Origin of the sequence: Amycolatopsis sp. H20-H5 (assembly GCF_035828755.1) — a bacterium.
GTDB lineage: Bacteria > Actinomycetota > Actinomycetes > Mycobacteriales > Pseudonocardiaceae > Amycolatopsis.
In genome coordinates this window covers 67,907-87,573 of sequence record NZ_JAYMZS010000002.1, presented here as the reverse complement: position 1 = coordinate 87,573, position 19,667 = coordinate 67,907, and the positions used below count along the sequence as shown (strand labels likewise).

Here is a 19,667-nt window from a genome sequence, read left to right as displayed (position 1 = left end):
GACCGGATGCGTAAGACTCGGCGGTGACGACTGGGAGGCGTGGGTGGGCGGCACGAGTGGCTCGTACACGATCCCGGGCGCCGCGGCGCTGACCCAGGTCGGCAGGCTCGCCACCCTGTCCTGGGAAGTGCTGCGGGCGATCTTCAAACGGCCCTTCCAGTTCCGCGAATGGATCCAGCAGTGCTGGTTCTTCGCCAGCGTCACCATCCTGCCGACAGCGCTGGTCGCGATCCCGTTCGGCGCGGTCATCGCGCTGCAGCTCGGCTCGCTGACCCAGCAGATCGGCGCGCAGTCGTTCACCGGCGCGGCCAGCGCGCTCGCCATCGTGCAGCAGGCCGCGCCGCTGATCACCGCGCTGCTCGTCGCCGGCGCGGGCGGCAGCGCCGTCTGTGCCGACATCGGGGCCCGCAAGATCCGCGAAGAGATCGACGCCATGGAGGTCCTCGGCGTCAACCCGATCCAGCGGCTCATCGTGCCGAGGGTGCTCGCCGCGATCGTGGTTTCGGTGCTGCTCAACGGCTTGGTCAGTGTGGTCGGCGTGCTCGGCGGATACGTGTTCAACGTCGTCCTGCAGGGTGGCACGCCCGGCGCGTACCTGGCGAGCTTCAACGCGCTCGCCCAGGTGCCGGACCTCTGGATCAGCGAGATCAAGGCGCTGCTCTACGGCTTCGTGGCCGGAGTGGTCGCGGCGTTCCGCGGGCTGAACCCGGCGGGCGGGCCCAAAGGCGTCGGCGACGCGGTGAACCAGGCCGTGGTGATCACGTTCCTGCTGCTGTTCCTGATCAACGTCGTGCTGACCGCGATCTACCTGAAGATCATTCCCCCGAAGGCGCTCTAGTGACCGCGGACCCGATGGAGGAGCGCCGGGCGGCCGACCGGACGCTCGAGATCATCGCGCGCCCTGGCGCCAGCCTCGAAGGCCTGGGCAAGCAGCTTTCGTTCTACTTCCGCGCGCTCGCCTGGGCCCCGCGGACAATCCGCCGCTACAGCCGCGAGACGCTGCGGCTGCTCACCGAGGTCATGTTCGGCTCCGGCGGGCTGGCCGTCATCGGCGGCACGCTCGGCGTGATGATCGGCATGACCATGTTCACCGGGCTGATCGTCGGCCTGCAGGGCTATTCCGCGCTCAACCAGCTCGGCACCGCCGCGCTGACCGGCTTCATCTCGGCGTACTTCAACACCCGCGAGGTCGCGCCGCTTTCGGCCGGTTTGGCGCTTTCGGCGACCGTCGGCTGCGGGTTCACCGCCCAGCTCGGCGCGATGCGGATCTCCGAGGAGATCGACGCGCTCGAAGTGATGGGCGTGCCGAGCCTGCCGTACCTGGTGACCACGCGCGTGCTCGCCGGGGTCGCCGCGGTCATCCCGCTCTACGCCGTCGGGCTGCTCTCGTCGTACCTGGCGTCGAGGCAGATCACCATCTGGCTCTATGGCCAGTCCGCCGGGACCTACGACCACTACTTCACGCTTTTCCTGCCCCCCGAAGACGTGCTCTGGTCGTTCGCCAAGGTGCTCGTGTTCAGCGTGATCGTGATCCTTTCCCATTGCTACTACGGCTATACCGCCAGCGGCGGGCCCGCGGGCGTCGGCGTCGCGGTGGGCCGCGCGGTGCGGACCTCGATCGTGCTGATCTCGGTGCTGGACTTCTTCCTCAGCCTGGCGATCTGGGGCGCGACGACGACAGTGAGGATCTCCGGGTGAGCCGTCGTCTGCTGCTCCTGCGCTTGCGCCACCAGGCACTCGGCCTGGCGTTCCTGGTCGTGGTCGTGCTGTTCTTCGTCACCACGATCGCCTTCTACACCAAGCAGTTCACCCCGATCACGAGCGTGCGGCTGGAGACCGACCACATCGGCAACCAGATGCGCGCGGGCGCGGACGTCAAGGTGCGCGGGATGGTCGTCGGCGAGGTCCGCTCGATCGAGTCGCTCGGGGACCACGCGGCGCTGAACCTCGCGCTGGAGCCGGACAAGGTCGGTGTCATCCCGTCGAACGTCTCGGCCCGGCTGCTGCCGAAGACGTTGTTCGGCGAGCGGTACGTCGCGTTGCAGCTGCCCGAGAAGCCCGCGAAGCACATCGAGGCGGGCGACGTCATCCCGCAGGACCGCAGCTCCAGCGCGATCGAGCTCGAGAAGGTGCTTGGCGACGTCATGCCGCTGCTTCAGGCTGTCCAGCCCGAGAAGCTGTCGAGCACGCTGACGGCGGTGTCGACGGCGTTGGACGGGCGTGGCAAGCAGCTCGGGCAGACGCTTTCCCAGCTTTCGGACTACCTCGGCAAGCTGAACCCGTCACTACCCGACCTCAAGGCCGACATCACCGGGCTGGCCAACACCGCGGACATCTACGACAAGGCCGCGCCGGATCTCCTCACCGCCCTGTCGGACCTCACCACGACCAGCAAGACCCTCGTCGAGAAGCAGCGCGGCCTCGCGGACGTGTTCTCCACGGTGACCACGGCCTCGCTCGACCTGACGAGTTTCCTGCAGGTCAACAAGGACAACCTGATCCGCCTCACCACGGCCGTCCAGCCCACGCTCGACGTCCTGGCGAAGTACGCGCCCGAGTACCCGTGCCTGCTCAAGCAGCTCGCCGACTCGGTCCCCAACGCGGAACTCGCCTTCGGCAAGGGCACCGCGCATCCGGAGGTCAGCCGGGTCACCATCGAGTTCACCCCCAGCCGCGGCAAGTACCTGCCCGGCGTCGACGAGCCGAAGTACGAGGACAAACGCGGCCCGCGCTGCTACCCGCAGGTGCCGAAGCCGGGCGTCTGGCCGCAGTACCCGCCGGACGGCGCGATCCAGGACGGCTCCAGTAAACCCGCGCCGCCGCGCTCGCCCAACGGCACTCTCCCCGGGCCCGTGACCGCCGGCAGCGGAGCGTCCGGCGGCGCGCCGTCACTGGTGAACTCGACGGACGAGAAGCAGCTGATCGACCTGCTGGCCTCCCCGGTTTTCGGGGCCGACCCCGGGCAGGTGCCGAACTGGGCGAGCCTGCTCGTCGGGCCGCTGTACCGGGGCGCGGAGGTGGAGCTCAAATGAGGAGCTTCGTTCCCGCGCTGCTCAAGATCCTCGCGTTCGCCGTGGTCACCATCGTGCTCACCGGCATCCTCGGCGCGACGATCGCGAACACCAACTTCGGCGTTACTTCCGGCTACACCGCCAAATTCACCGACGCGTCGGGGCTCAAGGATGGCGACGACGTCCGGATCGTCGGGGTCAAGGTCGGGCAGGTCGACCGGATCACCGTCGATCCCCAGAACCTCGCCGAGATCCACTTCGACGTCGAGTCCGCGCACCGGCTGCCCGCGTCGGTGACCGCGGTCGTCAAGTACCGCAACCTGGTCGGCCAGCGGTACCTCGCGCTGAACACCGACATCGGCGACGACAAGGCGCTGCCCGAGGGCGGGGTGATCCCACCCGAACGGACGAAGCCCGCGCTCAACCTGACCGTGCTGTTCAACGGGTTCAAGCCGCTGTTCCGGGCGCTGAACCCCGAGGACGTCAACAAGCTGTCCTACGAGATCATCCAGGTGTTCCAGGGCGAGGGGGGCACGATCGCCAGCCTGCTCGCGCACACCGCGTCGGTGACTTCGGCGATCGCGGGCAAGGACAAGGTGATCGGTGACGTCATCACGAACCTCAACTCGGTGCTCGGCACGGTGAACGCGCACGGCCCGCAGCTGGGGAACCTGATCGAGCAGACGCAAGCGCTGGTCACCGGGCTGGCCGAGCAGCGCAAGCCGATCGGCGACGCGGTGACCGCGCTCGGCGACCTCGCGGTGACGACGTCCGGGCTGCTCGCGGACGCGCGTCCCGCGTTGAAGGACGACGTCGCGCAGCTGGGGACGCTGTCGCGGAACCTCGGCGATTCCGAGCCGCTGCTGGACCACCTGCTGCAAGTGCTGCCGGGCAACCTGCGGAAGTTCACCCGGACGTTGAGTTACGGCAGCTGGTTCAACTACTACCTGTGCGGGATCACCGGCCGGGTGGGCATTTCGTCGCTCAACATCGAGGTGCCGGTCGTGCCGCTGCCGACCACGCAGCGACCGGAGAGGTGCGGCCCGTGACCCGGCTCGATCTTCTGGGGTCAAACCCCAGGCCCCGGCCTGGGGGCGAGCCCCCCTGGACCCCCCGCAAACGGCTCGATGGTCTGGGGTCGAACCCCAGGCCCCGGCCTGGGGGCAAGCCCCCCTGGACCCCCCGCGAACGGCTCAAGGACCGCAACCAGGCCGCCGTCGGCGGCGTGACCTTGGTGCTCATCGTGCTGATCGTGGTGTCGACCTATTTCTCCGACGAGATCCCGCTGTTCGGCAACGGCACGACGTACTCCGCGTACTTCGGCGAGTCGGCCGGGCTCGCGCCGGACAACGAGGTCGAGGTCGCCGGGGTCAAGGTCGGTCAAGTGTCCTCTGTGGAGCTGGCGGGCAAGAAGGTGCTGGTCAAGTTCCGCGTCAAGGGCACTCGGGTCGGGGACGCGACTTCGGCGTCGATCGAGATCAAGACGCTGCTCGGTGAGAAATACCTGGCGCTGTCGCCGAAGGGCACCGGCACGCAGGACCCGGGCACGACGATTCCCTTGGCGCGTACGAGGACCCCGTTCGAGCTGCAGGACGCGTTCCAGCAGCTGTCGACCACGGTCGGCGACATCGACACCCAGCAGCTCGCGCAGAGCTTCACCGTGCTGTCGGACAGTCTCAAGGACAGCCCGCAGTACATGAAGGACGCGCTCACCGGGCTTTCGTCGTTGTCCAAGACGGTGTCCTCACGCGACGGGGACCTGAAGACGTTGCTGGCCAACACGAGCAAGGTGTCGAAGACGCTGTCCGATCGCAACGCGCAGCTGCGGAAGATCATCAACGACGGCAACCTGCTGCTCACCGAGCTGCGGAACCGGCGCGACGCGATCAGCAGGCTGCTCAAGGGCGCTCAGCAGCTTTCGGCGCAGCTGTCCGGGCTGGTCGCGGACAACCGGCAGCAGCTCAAGCCGACGCTGCAAAAACTCGGGAAGGTCACCGATGTGTTGCAGCGCAACCAGGACAACCTCGGCCGGAGCCTCCAGCTGATGGCGCCGTTCGCCCGCGTCGGCGCCAACGCCACCGGCAACGGCCGCTGGTTCGAGGGTTACCTGTGCGGGCTTTTGCCGCCGACGCTGACGCCGCTGGGCCTGTCGATCAACCCGGAGGGCTGCACGCCGCCGATCGCCGCGCCGAACCAAGGGGTGGGTGGACGATGACCATCGAGACCAGGGCGGGCCGGAGCCTGGTGACCTGGCTGGGGTTCGCCTGCGTACTGGCGCTGCTGCTGACCGCCGGGCTGTGGCTCGTGTTCCGTGACGCCGGGGGGACCCGCGTCAGCGCGTACTTCGGCAAGACCGTCGGGCTGTACGCCGGTTCTTCGGTGCGGGTGCTGGGGATCAAGGTCGGCGAGATCACCGGCGTCACCCCGCACGGCGACGCGGTGAAGGTCGACATGCGCGTCGACTCCGACGTGCCGATCCCGGCCGACGCGGGCGCGGTGGTCGTCGCGCCGAGCCTGGTCAGCGACCGGTACGTGCAGCTGACCCCGGCGTACGACTCGGGCCCGCAGATGGCGACCGGGACGGTGATCGCGAAGGACCACACGGCGACGCCCGCCGAGCTGGACGACCTCTACACGAGCCTCGACAAGCTCGCTACCGGGCTGGGACCCAACGGCGCCAACAAGAACGGCGCGTTGTCCGGCGTGCTCGATACCGCGGCGGCGAACCTCGACGGCAACGGCAAGAACCTCAACACCACGGTCACCCGGCTGGCCGAACTGGCGCGGACCCTGGACAGTTCGAAGGGCGACCTGTTCGCGACAGTGTCCAATCTGAACTCCTTCACCGGCGCGCTGGCCGAGAGCGACCAGCAGCTCAACGAGTTCTACGGCCGGGTCGCCGACGTCAGCGGGTTCCTCGCCGACGACTCGGCCGACGTCGGGGCCGCGCTGAGCTCACTGGCGACGTCGCTGGGAGACGTCCAGTCGTTCGTGGCTGAGAACAAGGACCTGCTCGAATCCAATGTGGACAAACTTGCCGGGCTGACGAAGGTGCTCGTGGACCAGCGGGCGTCGCTCGCCGAGGTGCTCGACATCGCGCCGGTCGGGGCGACGAACTTCATCAACTCCTACGACGCCGCGTCCGGCACGATCGCGGTGCGCGACAACCTCAACGAGATCACCAACCCGCCGATCCTCACGGTGTGCCGCCTGATCAGCGCGGGCACGCCGAAGCAGGTCCCGGACACGCTCGGCAGTATCTGCAAGCAGCTCGCCCCGATCCTCGACGGCACCCTGAAACTCCCGTCCGTCCCCCAAGTCCTCTCGTCCCTCCAGCAGGGCGAACTCCCACCCCTGCCCTTGCCACTGGTCGGCGTCCTCACCCAGCTCTCGGGAGCCCCCAAATGAGCGTTCAGTTGCCCCTGAAGGCCACCATCACGGCGTTAGACGCCGTGATGGTGGCCTTCAGGGGCAGTCGAAAAAGGCTGGCGGGGGTGCTGGCCGGGGTGCTGGCGCTCGCGGCGTGCAGTGACGGCGGGTTTTCGGGGCTGTACAACACGCCGCTGCCCGGCGGCGCGGACGTCGGGGACCATCCGTATCACGTCACGGCGCAGTTCTCCGACGTCCTCGACCTCGTCCCGCAGGCCAGCGTCAAGGTCAACGACGTCCCGGTCGGGCGGGTCGACAAGATCGACCTCGCGCCCGACACCAAGACGGCCTGGGTGAGCCTGGTCGTCAACGGCGACATCCCGCTGCCCGCCAACGCGGCCGCCGAGCTGCGTCAGTCCAGCCTGCTGGGGGAGAAGTTCGTCGAGCTGCGGGCCCCGACGGCGGAGAAGGCAGCCGGAAAGCTCGCCGACGGCGCGAAGATCCCCCTCGCGCGGACTAACCGCAACCCCGAGGTCGAGGAGGTGCTCGGCGCGCTTTCGCTGCTGCTCAACGGCGGCGGCGTCGAGCAGATCCAGAAGATCAGCCACGAACTCAACGACGCGCTCGCCGGCAACGAGACCGGGGTCCGCGCGCTGCTGTCCCATGTGGACGAACTGGCCACCCAGCTCGACGCGCACAAGGGCGAGATCCTGCGCGCGATCGACGGGCTCGACAGGCTGTCCCGCACGCTGAACGGCCAGACCCAGAACCTCACCAACGCACTCGACAACCTCGCCCCCGGGCTCAAGGTCGTCACCGACCAGCGCGACCAGCTAGTCGGCATGCTGCAGGCGCTGAACACGTTGTCCGGGGTCGCGGTCGACACCGTGAACAAGAGCCGCGACCAGCTGGTCGCCAACCTCAAGGCACTGCAGCCGACGCTGCGCAAACTCGGCGAGGCCGGGCAGAACCTGCCCAACGCCCTGCAGATCCTGCTCACCTACCCGTTCCCTGACTACGCGGGCAACGTGATCAAGGGCGACTACGCCAACGTCGAGGCGACCATCGACCTCGATCTGGACACCCTGCTGCAGAACCTGGGCAACTCGTCGCAGCCGATCATCGGCCTGCCCGGCGGCCAGGGCACCGGCACCCCCGGCGCGGTGCCGCTCACCAACGGCAGCGCGGCCCCGCCGCTCCCGCTGCCGAACATCGCGCCGCCGCTGACCCCGCTGCCGGGGACGCCGACGGCCCCGGGCGGCCTGCTGGGCGGGCTCGGCACCGTGCTCGGGACGCTGCTCGGAGGTGGCGGATGACCACCAGGAAGACCCGGATCCAGCTGCTGGTCTTCGTGCTCATCGCGGTGGTTTCCGTGGGGTACGCGGGCGGGAAGTACGCGGGACTCGACCGGCTGTTCGGCTCACGCGGCTACGTGGTCACCGCGCAACTCGTCGACTCCGGGGGAGTCTTCGTCAACTCGGAGGTGTCCTATCGCGGGGTCGCGGTGGGCCGGGTCGCCTCGCTGACCCTGACCGAGCACGGCGTCGACGTCGGCCTCGACATCGACCCGGGCGCGCCGCCGATCCCCGCCGACACCCAGGCCGCGGTGGCGAACCGCTCGGCGGTGGGGGAGCAGTACGTGGACCTGCGGCCCCAGCACGAGAACGGGCCCTACCTCGCCGGCGGTTCGGTGATCCGCACCGACCGGACGTCCATCCCGCTCTCCCCGGACACCGTACTGTCCAATTTGGACAAATTGGTGTCCAGTGTGCACCCGGACTCGCTGCGCATGGTCGTCGACGAGACGTACGACGCCTTCGCCGGAGCCGGGCCGGACCTGCGGAAGCTCTTGGACAGCACGGGTTCGCTGACCGTGACGGCGACCCAGTACCTGCCGCAGACCCAGGGCCTGCTGTCGAATTCGCACACGGTGCTCGACACCCAGCAACGGCAGGGCGCGAACATCCGGGCGTTCTCCAGCGGGTTGAAAACCCTCGCCGGGCAACTGAAGACGTCCGATCCGGACCTGCGGCGGGTGCTCGACGAAGCGCCGAAGCTGAGCCGCCAGATCAGCGACGTCCTCGCGGTTTCCGGCACCGACCTGGGTGTCCTGTTCGCCAACGCGCTGACCACGGCCCAGATCACCTCGGCGCGCACGGACGCCGTCGAGGAGCTGCTGGTGGCGTACCCGATCATCTCGGCCTTCGCGCCGTCGACCTCGCCGGACGGCACGGGACATCTCGGCGTGGTGCTCAATTTCTTCGACCCGGTTTCATGCACCAAGGGTTACGAGGGCACGAAACAGCGGCCCGCCAACGATCTCACCGAGGCTCCGGTCAACCTGAACGCCTACTGCGCCGAGCCGCCGGGTAGCGCGACCGGGGTCCGCGGCTCGCAGAACGCGCCCTACGCGGGTAAACCCGCCGCGGTGCCGGAGCAGCCCAAGCAGACACCGCAAACCGTTCAGCAGAGCCAGCTTCCCGGCGTGCTCAGCCTGCTCACCGGCGGCGCGCCCGGCGGTCTCGGCAAGCTGCTCGGCGGGTCGTGATGCGCCGGGATCCCCTGGTGCGCGGGCTGATCGCGCTCGCGGTGGTGTCGGTGGCGGCCGCCGCCTGGTTCGGCTGGTCATGGTGGCGCGCGGCGCACGACGAGGCGTCGTCGCGCGGCCGCGAGCGGGACGCCGTGGTCGCGGCCGCCTCCGACGAGCTGGTCGTGCTCAACACCCTCGACTACCGCGCCGGGGCCCGCGATGTCGACCGCTGGATCGCCGCCACCGCCGGGCAGCTCGGCCAGGACCTCACCGGTGACCGGCAGTCGCAGCTCGACCGGGCGACGTCGACGAAGACCATCGCGACCGCCGAGCTGAAGCAGGCGGCGGTCACCGAGCTGGACCCGAACGCGGGCACCGCCCGGCTGATGGCCGTGCTCGACGTGCGGGTCAGCACCGGCGGTGGCGCGCCCGCCCCGAACGTCAGCAGGCTGACCGTCGACCTGCGGCGCGGCGAAGGGGGCTGGAAGGTCACCGCGGTCCAGGCGGCCGGGCGATGAACCTCCGGGCGAACCTGCTGCCCGCGCTCGTCGGGGTGATCGTGCTGGCACTCGGTTTCGCGGTGTGGTCCGGACTGCAGGCGCGGGCGTTGAGCTCGGGGGACAACACCGCGCTGGTCGACGCCGCCGAGTCGGCCGAGGTGTCCGACCAGGTCGGCACCGGGGTCAAGGCGATCTTCTCCTACGACTACGCCAACCTCGCCAGGACCGATCGCGCCGCCGCGGACGTGCTCACCGGCGAGGCGGTCGGGCAGTACCGCGACGAGTTCACGGCCGCGCGGAAACGGGCCGAGGACCAGAAGCTGGTGCGCACCACCACCGTGCGCTCGATCGGGGTCCGTGAGCTGCGTGGTGACGACGCGACCCTGCTGCTGTTCCTCGACCAGCAGACGCTCAAGCCCGGCGGAGGCGCGCCAGAGTCGGCGGGCGCCCAGCTGGCCGTCACCGCGAGGCGCGTCGACGGGCGGTGGAGGATCTCTGGGCTCACCGCGCTGTGAACGTCACCAAGGGTCGGGACCCTGCTTGAGCACTTCCAGCGCCGTGGGCGTCACACGTGGCCACAGGTCGATCGCGTAGTGGAAGTAGTCCCCGGCCTCGTGTTCGTTCCGCAGCGCCGGTGGCTCCGACGGCACGTAGGAGACGCGGACGCGGTAGCCACCCGCCGTGGCGGGGACGTGCTGCTCGCGGCCGGGATCGTCGGCCGGGCCGTAGATCGCGAGGTCGTCGCCGAGCAGCTCGAGATCGGCCTCGACGCTGTGCTCGGCCTCCGGGTCGAGCGGGGGCGCGGACTCGCAGAATCGCAGCGTCGTCTCGACGTGGTCGGAGCGGGCGGTGCCGATCGAGAGCGAATGCGGCTCCACCCCGATCCGGTGAACGTTGACGGCTTCGGCCGTCCAGCCCGCCGGGGGCAGGTCCGCGTGGGCGCCCGTGGTCCGCATCCACCGGTCGTGGGCGTCGAGGTCCTGGAGGTAGAACTGTCCGTGATCGGCGAGAACGACGAGCACGCGGCTCTCCGGCGGTGTGCTGAGCATGGCTCAGGCTAGCGCCTGCACGGAGGGTGACGTGGACCACGTGTCAAGCGTTTCGGGCGCCGGGTTTAGCGTGGACGCCATGACCACTGTTCCTGTCGACGTCGACAGCGCCCGCCGCGACTACGCGGCCCTCGTCGACCGCGGCCTCTCCCTGGACATCACCCGCGGCAAGCCGTCCCCACGGCAGCTGGACCTCTCCAACGAGCTCCTGACGTTGCCTGGGGAAGGCAACTACAAGGCGGAGGACGGCACGGATGTCCGCAACTACGGCGGCCTCAAGGGCCTGACCGAACTCCGCCGCATCTTCGCCGGAGCGTTGCAGGTCCCCGCCGCCCAGCTGCTGGCCGCGGGCAACTCGAGCCTCGAGCTCATGCACGACTCGATCGTGCAGGCGCTGCTCAGCCCGATGCCGGGCGCCGGGCGCCGCTGGGCCGACGAGCCGCGGATCGTCTTCCTCTGCCCGGTCCCCGGCTACGACCGGCACTTCGCGCTCGCCGAGCGGTTCGGCATCGAGCTCGTGCAGGTCCCGCTGACCGGCGACGGCCCGGACATGGACGTCGTCGAGCGTCTCGTGGCCGAGAACCCGGCCGTCAAGGGCATCTGGTGCGTGCCGAAGTACAGCAACCCCACCGGCGTCACCTACAGCGACGAGACCGTCCGCCGCCTCGCCGCCATGACCACCGCCGCTCCCGACTTCCGGATCTTCTGGGACAACGCCTACGCGGTGCACCACCTCACCGACACCGAGGCCGAGATCGCCGACGTGCTCGCCCTGTGCGCCGAGAACGGCAACGCCGACCGCGCGTTCGTCTTCGGCTCGACCTCGAAGGTCACCTTCGCGGGTGCCGGGGTCGGCTTCCTCGGCTCGTCCGAGGCGAACCTCGCCTGGTGGATCGGCAAGATCAGCAAGCGGACCATCGGCCCCGACAAGGTCAACCAGCTGCGGCACGCCCTCTTCCTCAAGGACGAGGACGGCGTCCGCGCGCACATGCGCAAGCACCGCGAGCTGATCGGACCGAAGTTCGACGCCGTCGACCGCATCCTCACCGAGGAGCTCGGCGACAGCGGGCTGGCGTCGTGGACGAAGCCGTCGGGCGGGTACTTCATCTCGCTGACCGTGCCCGCGGGCACCGCCAAGGAGATCGTCCGGCTGGCCAAGGAGGCCGGGCTCGCGCTGACGCCCGCCGGCGCCACCCACCCGTACGGCGACGACCCGGAAGACCGGATCATCCGCATCGCGCCGACCTACCCGGAGCTGGCGGAGGTCGAGGAGGCCATCCGCGGGCTCGTCGTCTGCGTGCGGCTCGCGGCGGCCCAGACCGCCTGAGCGGTAGCGACCAAGATCTTCAGTCGATCGTGGCAAGCCGGGACACGAGTGGCTCCGAACGCCCTGAGGCCGGGCGTCCGAGTTGCTCAACGACGAGAGGATCCACTCGTGTTCGGAAAGCCGTTCGTTCGTGAACTGATCAGCCGAAGTGCCGAGAACGACAGCGACCGCCGCCGCTTCCTGAAGAGCGCGGGAGCTGTCGGTCTCGGCGTCGTCGGCGCCGGGTACCTCGGCGGAGTCGGTTCATCCGCCATGGCGGCCGGCAAGGTGGCGACCGCAGCCGCGGACGGCCCCAGCGACGGGGCCGTGCTCAACTTCGCACTGAACCTGGAGTACCTCGAGGCGGAGTTCTACTCGTACGCCGTGAACGGCTGCGGGCTCGATGACAAGCTCACCACCGGCACGGGCACCCGTGGCGGGGTCACCGGCGGCCGCCGGGTGCCCTTCCGGAGCAGGGCGCTGCGCCAGTTCGCGCAGGAGATCGCCGGTGACGAGCTCGCGCACGTGAAGTTCCTGCGGACCGCGCTCGGCGCTTCGGCCGTGTCCCGCCCGCAGATCGACATCAAGAACAGCTTCACCGCGGCCGCGCGCGCGGCTGGGCTCATCAAGGCCAACCAGACGTTCGACCCGTACGCCAACGAGAACAACTTCCTGCTCGCGGCGTTCATCTTCGAGGACGTCGGCGTCACCGCGTACAAGGGCGCGGCCCCGCTGATCAGCAACAAGACCTATCTCGAAGCCGCGGCCGGCATCCTGGCCGTGGAGGCGTACCACGCCGGGCTCATCCGGTCCCAGCTGTTCGAGCGCGACCTGGCGGACGCCTCGGTCAAGATCTCCAACGCGCGTGACAGCCTCGACGGGCCGACCGACGACGACCAGGGCGCCGTGCTCAACGGGCGGGCCAACATCCAGCCGACCGACGCCAACGGCATCGCCTTCAGCCGCACGGCCGACCGCGTGCTCAACGTCGTCTACCTCAACCCGGCCTCGGTCAAGTCCGGCGGGTTCTTCCCGCACGGGGTGAACGGCGACATCAACACCAGCGGCGGGGCGTAAGTGGTCTAGTCCACCAAGTGGCCCAACCCTGAGCACGAGTGGTTCCGAAAGCCCTGCGATCGGGCAACTTTTCGGCAACGACGAGAGGAACCACTCGTGTTCGGAAACCCTTCGTACGGCAGCTGATCCACCGCAGCGCGCGAAGATCTCTGACGCTCGCGACAGCCTCGATGGCAGCACGGACGACGACCAGGGCGTCGTCACGCACGGACGCGCCAACATCCAGCCCACCGACGCCGACGGCATCCAACGTCAGGAGCTGGTCAAGCCTTGGCGCCGCGTCAACGGCTCGCCGCCGCTGCCCCGGCGCGCGAACCGGCCTGACGACGTTCCTGCCCGGCCGCCGAGTTCAGGCCACTGCCCCTGAAGGCCACCATGACGGCGTTAAACGCCGTCATGGTGGCCTTCAGGGGCTTTCTGGGTAGGTTCGATGGGGACGGACGATCTAGGGAGTCTCGGTGGGAATTCTGGTCATCGGTGGCGGGATCGCGGGCACGGTCACCGCGATGGCGCTACGGCAGGTGGGTTTTGACGTCGGCGTGTACGAGGCGTACGAGTCCGGCGGTGAGGACAAGGGCGCTTTTCTCACCATCATGCACAACGGGATGGACGCGCTGCGGGCCATCGGTGCTGATAGGCCCGTCGTCGAGAACTCCTTCGCCGCGACCGGGGTGGAGCTGGTCTCGCCGGATAATCAGGTGCTCCGTGCGCGGGCTTTCGACAAGCTGGGGCCTGACGGGCCTCGGACGCTCACTCGGTCCGTGCTCTATCGGGTGCTTCAGGAGGAGGCTCGGCGGCGGGGGGTCTCGTTCTATCCGGGTAAGCGCCTTGTGTCTGCCGATGTCTCTTCTGGTGGGGTGGTGGCGCGGTTCGCCAACGGGGGATCGGCTGAGGGGGAGCTGCTGGTCGGGGCCGATGGGCTTCGGTCTGTGGTGCGGACGCTTATCGATCCTGACGCGCTTGAGCCGCGGTCTACCGGCTTGAACGTTGTCTATGGGTACACCCGCGGCGGTGGTTTTCCGCTGGCGCCGGGGATCTATCGGATGGTTCAGGGACGGAATGCTGCCTTTGGGTATACGAGTGCTCCCGATGAGTCGACCTACTGGTTTGCGCGGCTTCCTGCTGCTGACGGGGATCGGGACGGTCCGCTGACCGCTGATCGGTGGCGTGAGCAGGCTTTTGCCGCTTTCGAGGGGGAGCCGATTCCGGCTGCCGACATTATTGCTTCCACCGGGGATGAGGTTTTCGGGGGGCATTCCTACGAGGTGCCCAGTACCCGCTTGTGGTGGCGGGAGCGGTTGGTGCTGGTGGGTGATGCCGCGCATGCGGCTTCGCCTGCTGCTGGGCAGGGGGCTTCGATGGCGCTTGAGGACAGTGTTGTGCTCGCGCAATGCCTGCGGGATCTGCCGGATACGGCCGGGGCTTTTGCTGCCTATGAGGGATTGCGACGGGGGCGGGTTGAGCGGTTGGTCGCCGCCAGCGGCGGGCGGGATGCCGACGGTGAGCGTGGGTGGTTGTATAACCACCACATTGACTGGGATGCTCGGGTTTTGGTTTAGTCCTGAGGTGCGGTTAGCGGGCTTGCGTGCGCCGCTGGGTCGTTACTGGTGCTCAGCGGCGGTGCGGGTTTTTGGTTGCGTCGTGAGGTGCGGTTAGAAGCCTGTGTTTTTTGGCCAGCGCGCTCACGAACTCGCGCCGCCAGGTCGCCCCGGCTTCCAGCGTAAGTGCGGCTTTTGCTTTTAGGGGGGCGACCTGCCGTCGCGAGTTGGGAGGCCCTGGCGGGCCTGAAAGAGGGCGCGCGGCGGTGAAGTCTCCCCTCGCAGGGCTCGGGGAGACGCTGTGGTTGGGGCGGACTGCTGGGGTTGGGTTTTTGTTGGGGGTGTTGTGGTGGGTTTTGTGTGATGGTTGATGGTGGGGTGGGGGTGGGGCGGGTGGGATGAACGGGCCTTTTGAGGCGTTTCTGCCTTGAAGGGTCCGTTTGTGTCGTGTTTTGGGGTTGGGGTGGCGCTATTTTTGGTAGAGGGCGTCTATGTTGGTGGCGTAGTTTTTGTTTACTACGTTTCGCTTTAGTTTTAAGCTTGGGGTGATTTCGCCGCCTGCTTCGGTGAAGTCGTTTGGCAGGACCGTGAACTTCTTGATCGCTTCGGCGTGGGAGACCGCTTTGTTGGCCTCGTCCACTGCCCGCTGGATCTCGGCTCGGAGGTCTGTGTCGTTTGCGAGATCTGACACTGTCGCTTCCGTGGGCTTGTTGTGCTGGGACTTCCAGGTGGGGAAGTACTCTTCGTCGATCGTGACCAGGGCGCCGATGAAGGGGCGCTGGTCGCCCACCACCATGGCCTGGCTGATCAGGGGGCTGGCCTTTATCGAGTCCTCCAGGCCGGAGGGGGCTACGTTCTTGCCTCCGGCGGTGACGATTATTTCTTTCTTGCGGCCGGTGATTTTCAGGAAGCCGTCGGTGTCCAGTTCGCCTAGGTCGCCTGTGTGGAACCAGCCGTCTGTCAGGGATTCGGCCGTTGCCTGTGGGTTGTTGAAGTAGGCGGCGAAGACGACTCCGCCCTTCAGGAGGACTTCGCCGTCGTCGGCTATGCGGACCGAGGTGCCCGCCACCGGCTTGCCGACCGTGCCCACGCGGAAGGCGTCCTGGGTGTTGACGTTCGCCGCGGCCGAGGTTTCGGTCAGGCCGTAGCCTTCGAAGACCGGGACGCCGATGCCGCGGAAGAAGTGCGCCAGGCGGGCGCCCAGTGGGGCGCCGCCTGAGACTGCGGCTATGCAGCGGCCGCCCAAGGCCGCGCGTAGTTTGCCGTAGACCAGTTTGTCGAACAGGGTGTGCTTGACCTTCAAAGCGAAGCCGGCGCCGCCCTTGTCCTGGGACTGGCTGTATTCGACCGCCGTGGCTTCGGCGGCGTCGAAGATCTTGCCCTTGCCGTCGCCGTGGGCCTTCTGCTTGGCCGAGTTGTAGACCTTTTCGAACACGCGGGGTACCGCGACCACGAAAGTCGGGCGGAACGTGCCCAGGTCGGCTACCAGGTTCTTTACGTCCGAGGTGTGTCCCAGTGTTACGCGTGCGCTCAGTGCCGTCACCGCGATTGCGCGGGCCAGTACGTGCGCCAGCGGCAGGAACACCAGTAGTGAGTTGCCCTGCTCCATCAGCTGCGGGAAGGCCAGGATGGCGCCGCGGATTTCCGAGAGCAGGTTCCGGTGGGTCAGTTCGACGCCCTTCGGGCGGCCTGTGGTGCCGGAGGTGTAGACGATCGTCGCCAGCTCGCCCGCGCCGACCGAGCGTCGGCGGGTGTGCAGGTCGTCGTCCGTGATCTCGGCGCCGCCCGCGGTGAGCGCGTCGATCGCGGGCGCTTTGTCGGTCTCGATCTGCCAGGTGTGCTCCAGCACCTCGAGCCTGCCCGCGATGCTCTCCAGCGTCGCGCGGTGCTCGTCGGTCTCGACGAAGACGCCCTTCGCGGCCGAGTCGGACAGGATCCAGTGGACCTGCTCGGCCGAGGACGTGTCGTAGATCGGCACGGTGACCGCGCCCGACGCCCAGATGGCGAAGTCGGCGAGCGTCCACTCGTAGCGGGTCTTGGACATCAGCCCGATCCGGTCGCCCTTGCCGATCCCGGCGGCGACCAGGCCCTTGGCCACGGCCAGCACCTGAGCGGCGAAGTCCTTGGCGGTGACGTCGAGCCAGGTGCCGTCGACCTGGCGGCGGAAGCTCACCACGTCTGAGAACCGCTCGGCGTTCGCCCAGACGACGTCGGCGAGGTTTTCCTCGTCCGGCACCGGCTTGGCGGCGGGGGCGCTGTATTCGCGCACGTGGACCTCCGTGTCTAACGCGTGCTGTGCGGTCATCCGGTGTTACCCGCCAGTCAACTTAGCGTGATGTGCACCTTAAGACCATGCTGATCGCCCACCCGGGGCGAGGGCATGAGATTCTGCCCGGTGTGAATCAGGCGCCACCCGCTCTCGACCTTGTCGACGAGACCTTCATAGTGGTACCGCCCGGCACGGTAACCGCCGCGTTCGCCGATCCACGCGCGTGGGCGCGCTACTGGCCGGACCTCGTGCTCGAGGTGTACACCGACCGCGGCGACGAGGGCCTGCGCTGGACCGTGCGCGGCGCGCTCGTCGGTACGATGGAGATCTGGCTGGAGCCCGTCCTGGACGGCACGCTGCTGCACTACTTCCTGCGTGCCACCCCGGCTGGGCCCTCCGGTGAGCCCCGCGCGGTCACGCCGCGCGAGCTGCGCCGGGAGTTCGACAAGCGGGCCCGTGCGGCCAAGGCGATCGCGCTCGGCCTGAAGGAGATCCTCGAGGACGGGCGCGAACCCGGTGTCGCCCCGCGAGCCGAATAGGGGAGAGCTGGCATGCGGGTTCACGTCGTGTCCGACGTGCACGGCAACGCCGACGCGCTGAAGCGGGCCGGTGAGGGCGCCGACGCGCTGATCGTCCTGGGTGACCTGCTGGACTTCGTCGACTACCGCGAGCACGACAAGGGCATCATGGGCGCCCTGTTCGGCGCTGAGCAGGTCGGCGTGTTCGCCCGCCTGCGCCGTGAAGGCACCCGTGACGAGACGGTCGCCTTCGCCCGTCAGCTCTGGTCGGGCCTGGAAGACCCGGGAGCGGCGGTCGACGAAGCCATCCGGAACCAGTACGCGACGCTGTTCTCGGCCATGACGGTGCCGACCTACGCCACCCCCGGCAACGTCGACACGCCCGCCCTGTGGCCCGAGTTCGCCGGCGAGGGCATCCGGATCCTTGACGGCGAGAGTGTCGAGGTCGGTGGCCTCCGCCTCGGCTTCGTCGGCGGCGCGCTGCTGCCCGACGGCGTCGTGCCCCGCCGCAACGGCGCCTGGCGGCCGTACCTGCGCACCCGCGAGGAGTTCGACGGCGCGGTCGGCGCCCTGACCGGCATCGACGTGCTGTGCTCGCACATCCCGCCCGCGGTGCCCGACCTCACCTACGACGTCGTCGCCCGGCGCTCCGAGATGGGCTCGTCGGCGCTGCTGGAGCTGATCCGCCGCGACCAGCCGAGATGGTCCGTCTTCGGCCACGTCCACCAGCCGCTCGCGCCGCGCACCCGCCTCGGGCGGACCGAGTGCCGTAACGTAGGTCACTTCAAGGAGACCGGGCAGCCGTACGTGCTGCGCTGGTAACCAACCGCTCCGGCTACGCTTCGACCCATGGCCGAGCAGTCCACACAGTCCATCGAGGTCGACGCCGCGCCCGAGCGCGTGCTGGCGGTGATCGCCGATTTCCCCGCGTACCCGGAATGGGCCAAGGCCGTCCGGCAGACCGAGGTGCTCGCCGAAGACGCCGAAGGCCGCGCCAAGCAGGTCAAGCTGACCTTGGACGCCGGCCCGATCAAGGACGTCTACACACTCGAGTACGAGTGGGACGCCGACGGCGGTGGCGTCAGCTGGCACCTGGTCAAGGGCCAGATGCAGAAGGCGCAGAACGGGCGGTACGCACTCGAGGCGCTGTCCGGCGGCCGCACCAAGGTCACGTACACCCTTTCGGTGGAGCTCGCGCTGCCGATGATCGGCCTGCTGCGCCGCAAGGCGGAGAAGATGGTCATGGACACCGCGCTCAAGGAGCTCAAGCGCCGGGTCGAGGGCTAGCACCTTGCGGATCCTGCTGTTCACCGGCAAGGGGGGTGTCGGGAAGACCACGCTCGCCGCGGCCACCGCCGCCGCCCTCGCCGGCCGCGGCAGGAAGACCCTCGTCGTGTCCACCGACCCCGCCCACTCCCTCGGCGACGCCTTCGGCCGCCCGCTCGGCGCGGAACCGTCCGAAGTGGATTCGCTGCTCTCCGCCGTGCAGGTGGATTCCCGCGGTCTGGTCGACAGCACCTGGCACGAGCTGCGCCGAGAGCTGCGCTCGTCGCTGGCGGGCGCGGGCCTGGACTCGCTCGACGCCGAAGAGCTCACAGTGCTGCCCGGGGTGGACGAGCTCCTCGCGCTGACCGAGGTCCAGCGGCTCGCCGAGGGCGGCCCTTGGGATGTCGTGGTCGTCGACTGCGGGCCCACCGCCGAGACCCTGCGGCTGCTCGCGCTGCCGGAGGCCATCTCCGGCTATCTGACCAGGGTGTTCGGCTGGCAGCCGAAGCTGGGCAAGCGCAGTCGTGTCGTCGAGTCTGTCCACCGGCTCGGGACGCATCTGGAGTCGCTGCGCACGCTGCTCACCGATCCGTCCGTGACCACCGTGCGGCTCGTGCTGACACCGGAGCGCATGGTCGTCGCGGAGTCGCGGCGCACGCTCAGCTCGCTGGCGCTGCGCGGGATCCGCGTCGACGGCCTGATCGCCAACCGGCTGATGCCCGCGCCCGGCTTCTGGCGCGGTGCGGCCGCGTCCTGGATGCGCACGCGACGCACCCAGCAGAACGCCGTGCTCGCCGAGCTCACCGAGGCCGGTTTCGGCTCCGGCCTCGTGCGGCGCGTGGAGCATCGGGCGGTCGAGCCGGTCGGCCTCGCCGCGCTGCTGGAGATCGCGCAGGAGCTCTACCACGGGCAGGATCCCTTGGCCGGAAACGGAAAAGGCGTCTCGCCCCTGCTTCAGGTGACCGAGTCCGGCGAGGGGTACCAGCTGCGGGTCGCGGTCCCGCTGGGCCAGGACGCCGAAGTCGATCTCGCCCGCGTCGACGATGACCTGGCGATCACCGTGGACGGCTTCCGCAGGCTCATCGCCCTGCCGGAGCTGCTGCGTCCGTGCCGGATCACCGGTGCGGAGTCCGACGCGCACGGCCTGGTCGTGAGCCTGGCCGGGAACCGGGGACACGGGTGAGCGAACAGCACGAAGGACCCAGCCTGACCGAAGAGATCCGGCTGCTGGTCG

At 68.8% G+C, this 19,667-nt stretch carries 19 protein-coding genes; 17 read left to right on the top strand and 2 right to left on the bottom strand.

Features of this window, described 5'->3' with window-relative positions:
• Positions 1-43 precede the first annotated feature (43 nt).
• The 10 genes from QMK34_RS01475 (at position 44) to QMK34_RS01430 (ending at position 9,925) form a co-directional block, all read left to right on the top strand.
• Positions 44-838: an MlaE family ABC transporter permease gene (locus QMK34_RS01475; protein WP_326410448.1), complete on the top strand. Its 795-nt coding sequence runs from the start codon at positions 44-46 to the stop codon at positions 836-838.
• 14 nt (positions 839-852) lie between these two features.
• Positions 853-1,698, top strand: a complete 846-nt coding sequence (locus QMK34_RS01470; protein ID WP_442785078.1) for an MlaE family ABC transporter permease — start codon at positions 853-855, stop codon at positions 1,696-1,698.
• Entirely contained in the window at positions 1,695-3,032 is a 1,338-nt protein-coding gene (locus QMK34_RS01465; RefSeq protein WP_326410444.1) for an MCE family protein, read from the top strand. Before QMK34_RS01470 ends, QMK34_RS01465 begins: the two co-directional genes overlap by 4 nt.
• Complete coding sequence (locus QMK34_RS01460; RefSeq protein WP_326410442.1) at positions 3,029-4,060, top strand: MCE family protein; 1,032 nt, start codon at positions 3,029-3,031, stop codon at positions 4,058-4,060. Before QMK34_RS01465 ends, QMK34_RS01460 begins: the two co-directional genes overlap by 4 nt.
• Before the next feature lie 176 nt (positions 4,061-4,236).
• Entirely contained in the window at positions 4,237-5,226 is a 990-nt protein-coding gene (locus tag QMK34_RS01455) for an MCE family protein (protein WP_326410439.1), read from the top strand.
• Positions 5,223-6,419 (top strand): MCE family protein, encoded by a 1,197-nt coding sequence (locus tag QMK34_RS01450; protein WP_326410436.1) that lies wholly within the window; start codon positions 5,223-5,225, stop codon positions 6,417-6,419. Before QMK34_RS01455 ends, QMK34_RS01450 begins: the two co-directional genes overlap by 4 nt.
• Positions 6,420-6,466: 47 nt before the next feature.
• Positions 6,467-7,696 (top strand): MCE family protein, encoded by a 1,230-nt coding sequence (locus tag QMK34_RS01445; RefSeq protein WP_326410668.1) that lies wholly within the window; start codon positions 6,467-6,469, stop codon positions 7,694-7,696.
• On the top strand, positions 7,693-8,928 hold the full coding sequence (locus tag QMK34_RS01440) for an MlaD family protein (protein WP_326410433.1): 1,236 nt from the start codon (positions 7,693-7,695) through the stop codon (positions 8,926-8,928). Before QMK34_RS01445 ends, QMK34_RS01440 begins: the two co-directional genes overlap by 4 nt.
• Positions 8,928-9,428 carry a hypothetical protein gene (locus QMK34_RS01435; RefSeq protein WP_326410430.1) on the top strand — a complete coding sequence of 167 codons (501 nt, stop codon included), beginning with the start codon at positions 8,928-8,930 and terminating at the stop codon, positions 9,426-9,428. The genes QMK34_RS01440 and QMK34_RS01435 overlap by 1 nt, the downstream gene beginning before the upstream one ends.
• A complete protein-coding gene (locus tag QMK34_RS01430) occupies positions 9,425-9,925 on the top strand; it encodes a hypothetical protein (RefSeq protein WP_326410427.1) in 501 nt (166 codons plus the stop codon). The genes QMK34_RS01435 and QMK34_RS01430 overlap by 4 nt, the downstream gene beginning before the upstream one ends.
• Before the next feature lie 3 nt (positions 9,926-9,928).
• Here QMK34_RS01430 and QMK34_RS01425 read toward each other — a convergent pair whose 3' ends face one another.
• A complete protein-coding gene (locus QMK34_RS01425; protein ID WP_326410424.1) occupies positions 9,929-10,459 on the bottom strand; it encodes a hypothetical protein in 531 nt (176 codons plus the stop codon).
• Between the two features lie 79 nt (positions 10,460-10,538).
• On the opposite strand from QMK34_RS01425, the gene QMK34_RS01420 reads away from it, so the two are divergent.
• The 3 genes from QMK34_RS01420 to QMK34_RS01405 all read left to right on the top strand — a co-directional run bounded on the left by QMK34_RS01420 (position 10,539) and on the right by QMK34_RS01405 (position 14,401).
• On the top strand, positions 10,539-11,786 hold the full coding sequence (locus QMK34_RS01420) for an aminotransferase class I/II-fold pyridoxal phosphate-dependent enzyme (protein ID WP_326410421.1): 1,248 nt from the start codon (positions 10,539-10,541) through the stop codon (positions 11,784-11,786).
• A gap of 108 nt (positions 11,787-11,894) precedes the next feature.
• A complete protein-coding gene (locus QMK34_RS01415) occupies positions 11,895-12,842 on the top strand; it encodes a ferritin-like domain-containing protein (protein WP_326410419.1) in 948 nt (315 codons plus the stop codon).
• Between the two features lie 458 nt (positions 12,843-13,300).
• On the top strand, positions 13,301-14,401 hold the full coding sequence (locus QMK34_RS01405; RefSeq protein WP_326410416.1) for an FAD-dependent monooxygenase: 1,101 nt from the start codon (positions 13,301-13,303) through the stop codon (positions 14,399-14,401).
• Positions 14,402-14,849: 448 nt separating this feature from the next.
• Here the strand turns inward: QMK34_RS01405 and QMK34_RS01400 are convergent, their stop codons facing one another.
• Entirely contained in the window at positions 14,850-16,649 is a 1,800-nt protein-coding gene (locus QMK34_RS01400) for an AMP-dependent synthetase/ligase (RefSeq protein ID WP_326410666.1), read from the bottom strand.
• 128 nt (positions 16,650-16,777) lie between these two features.
• On the opposite strand from QMK34_RS01400, the gene QMK34_RS01395 reads away from it, so the two are divergent.
• From QMK34_RS01395 to QMK34_RS01380, 4 genes are read left to right on the top strand one after another with little or no spacing between them, the layout of a single operon-like run.
• Complete coding sequence (locus QMK34_RS01395; protein WP_326410414.1) at positions 16,778-17,188, top strand: polyketide cyclase / dehydrase and lipid transport; 411 nt, start codon at positions 16,778-16,780, stop codon at positions 17,186-17,188.
• 12 nt (positions 17,189-17,200) lie between these two features.
• Positions 17,201-17,989, top strand: a complete 789-nt coding sequence (locus QMK34_RS01390; RefSeq protein WP_326410412.1) for a metallophosphoesterase family protein — start codon at positions 17,201-17,203, stop codon at positions 17,987-17,989.
• Positions 17,990-18,016: 27 nt separating this feature from the next.
• Positions 18,017-18,454 (top strand): SRPBCC family protein, encoded by a 438-nt coding sequence (locus tag QMK34_RS01385; protein ID WP_326410410.1) that lies wholly within the window; start codon positions 18,017-18,019, stop codon positions 18,452-18,454.
• Positions 18,455-18,458: 4 nt separating this feature from the next.
• Positions 18,459-19,616, top strand: a complete 1,158-nt coding sequence (locus QMK34_RS01380) for an ArsA family ATPase (RefSeq protein WP_326410407.1) — start codon at positions 18,459-18,461, stop codon at positions 19,614-19,616.
• The last annotated feature ends 51 nt before the right edge of the window (positions 19,617-19,667 follow it).

Coding starts and splice junctions, on each gene's coding strand:
- QMK34_RS01425 (WP_326410424.1), bottom strand. CDS start 10,459: ATGCTCAGCACACCGCCGGAGAGCCGCGTGCTCGTCGTTCTCGCCGAT.
- QMK34_RS01420 (WP_326410421.1), top strand. CDS start 10,539: ATGACCACTGTTCCTGTCGACGTCGACAGCGCCCGCCGCGACTACGCG.
- QMK34_RS01390 (WP_326410412.1), top strand. CDS start 17,201: ATGCGGGTTCACGTCGTGTCCGACGTGCACGGCAACGCCGACGCGCTG.
- QMK34_RS01445 (WP_326410668.1), top strand. CDS start 6,467: ATGGTGGCCTTCAGGGGCAGTCGAAAAAGGCTGGCGGGGGTGCTGGCC.
- QMK34_RS01460 (WP_326410442.1), top strand. CDS start 3,029: ATGAGGAGCTTCGTTCCCGCGCTGCTCAAGATCCTCGCGTTCGCCGTG.
- QMK34_RS01470 (WP_442785078.1), top strand. CDS start 853: ATGGAGGAGCGCCGGGCGGCCGACCGGACGCTCGAGATCATCGCGCGC.
- QMK34_RS01385 (WP_326410410.1), top strand. CDS start 18,017: ATGGCCGAGCAGTCCACACAGTCCATCGAGGTCGACGCCGCGCCCGAG.
- QMK34_RS01430 (WP_326410427.1), top strand. CDS start 9,425: ATGAACCTCCGGGCGAACCTGCTGCCCGCGCTCGTCGGGGTGATCGTG.
- QMK34_RS01440 (WP_326410433.1), top strand. CDS start 7,693: ATGACCACCAGGAAGACCCGGATCCAGCTGCTGGTCTTCGTGCTCATC.
- QMK34_RS01435 (WP_326410430.1), top strand. CDS start 8,928: ATGCGCCGGGATCCCCTGGTGCGCGGGCTGATCGCGCTCGCGGTGGTG.
- QMK34_RS01450 (WP_326410436.1), top strand. CDS start 5,223: ATGACCATCGAGACCAGGGCGGGCCGGAGCCTGGTGACCTGGCTGGGG.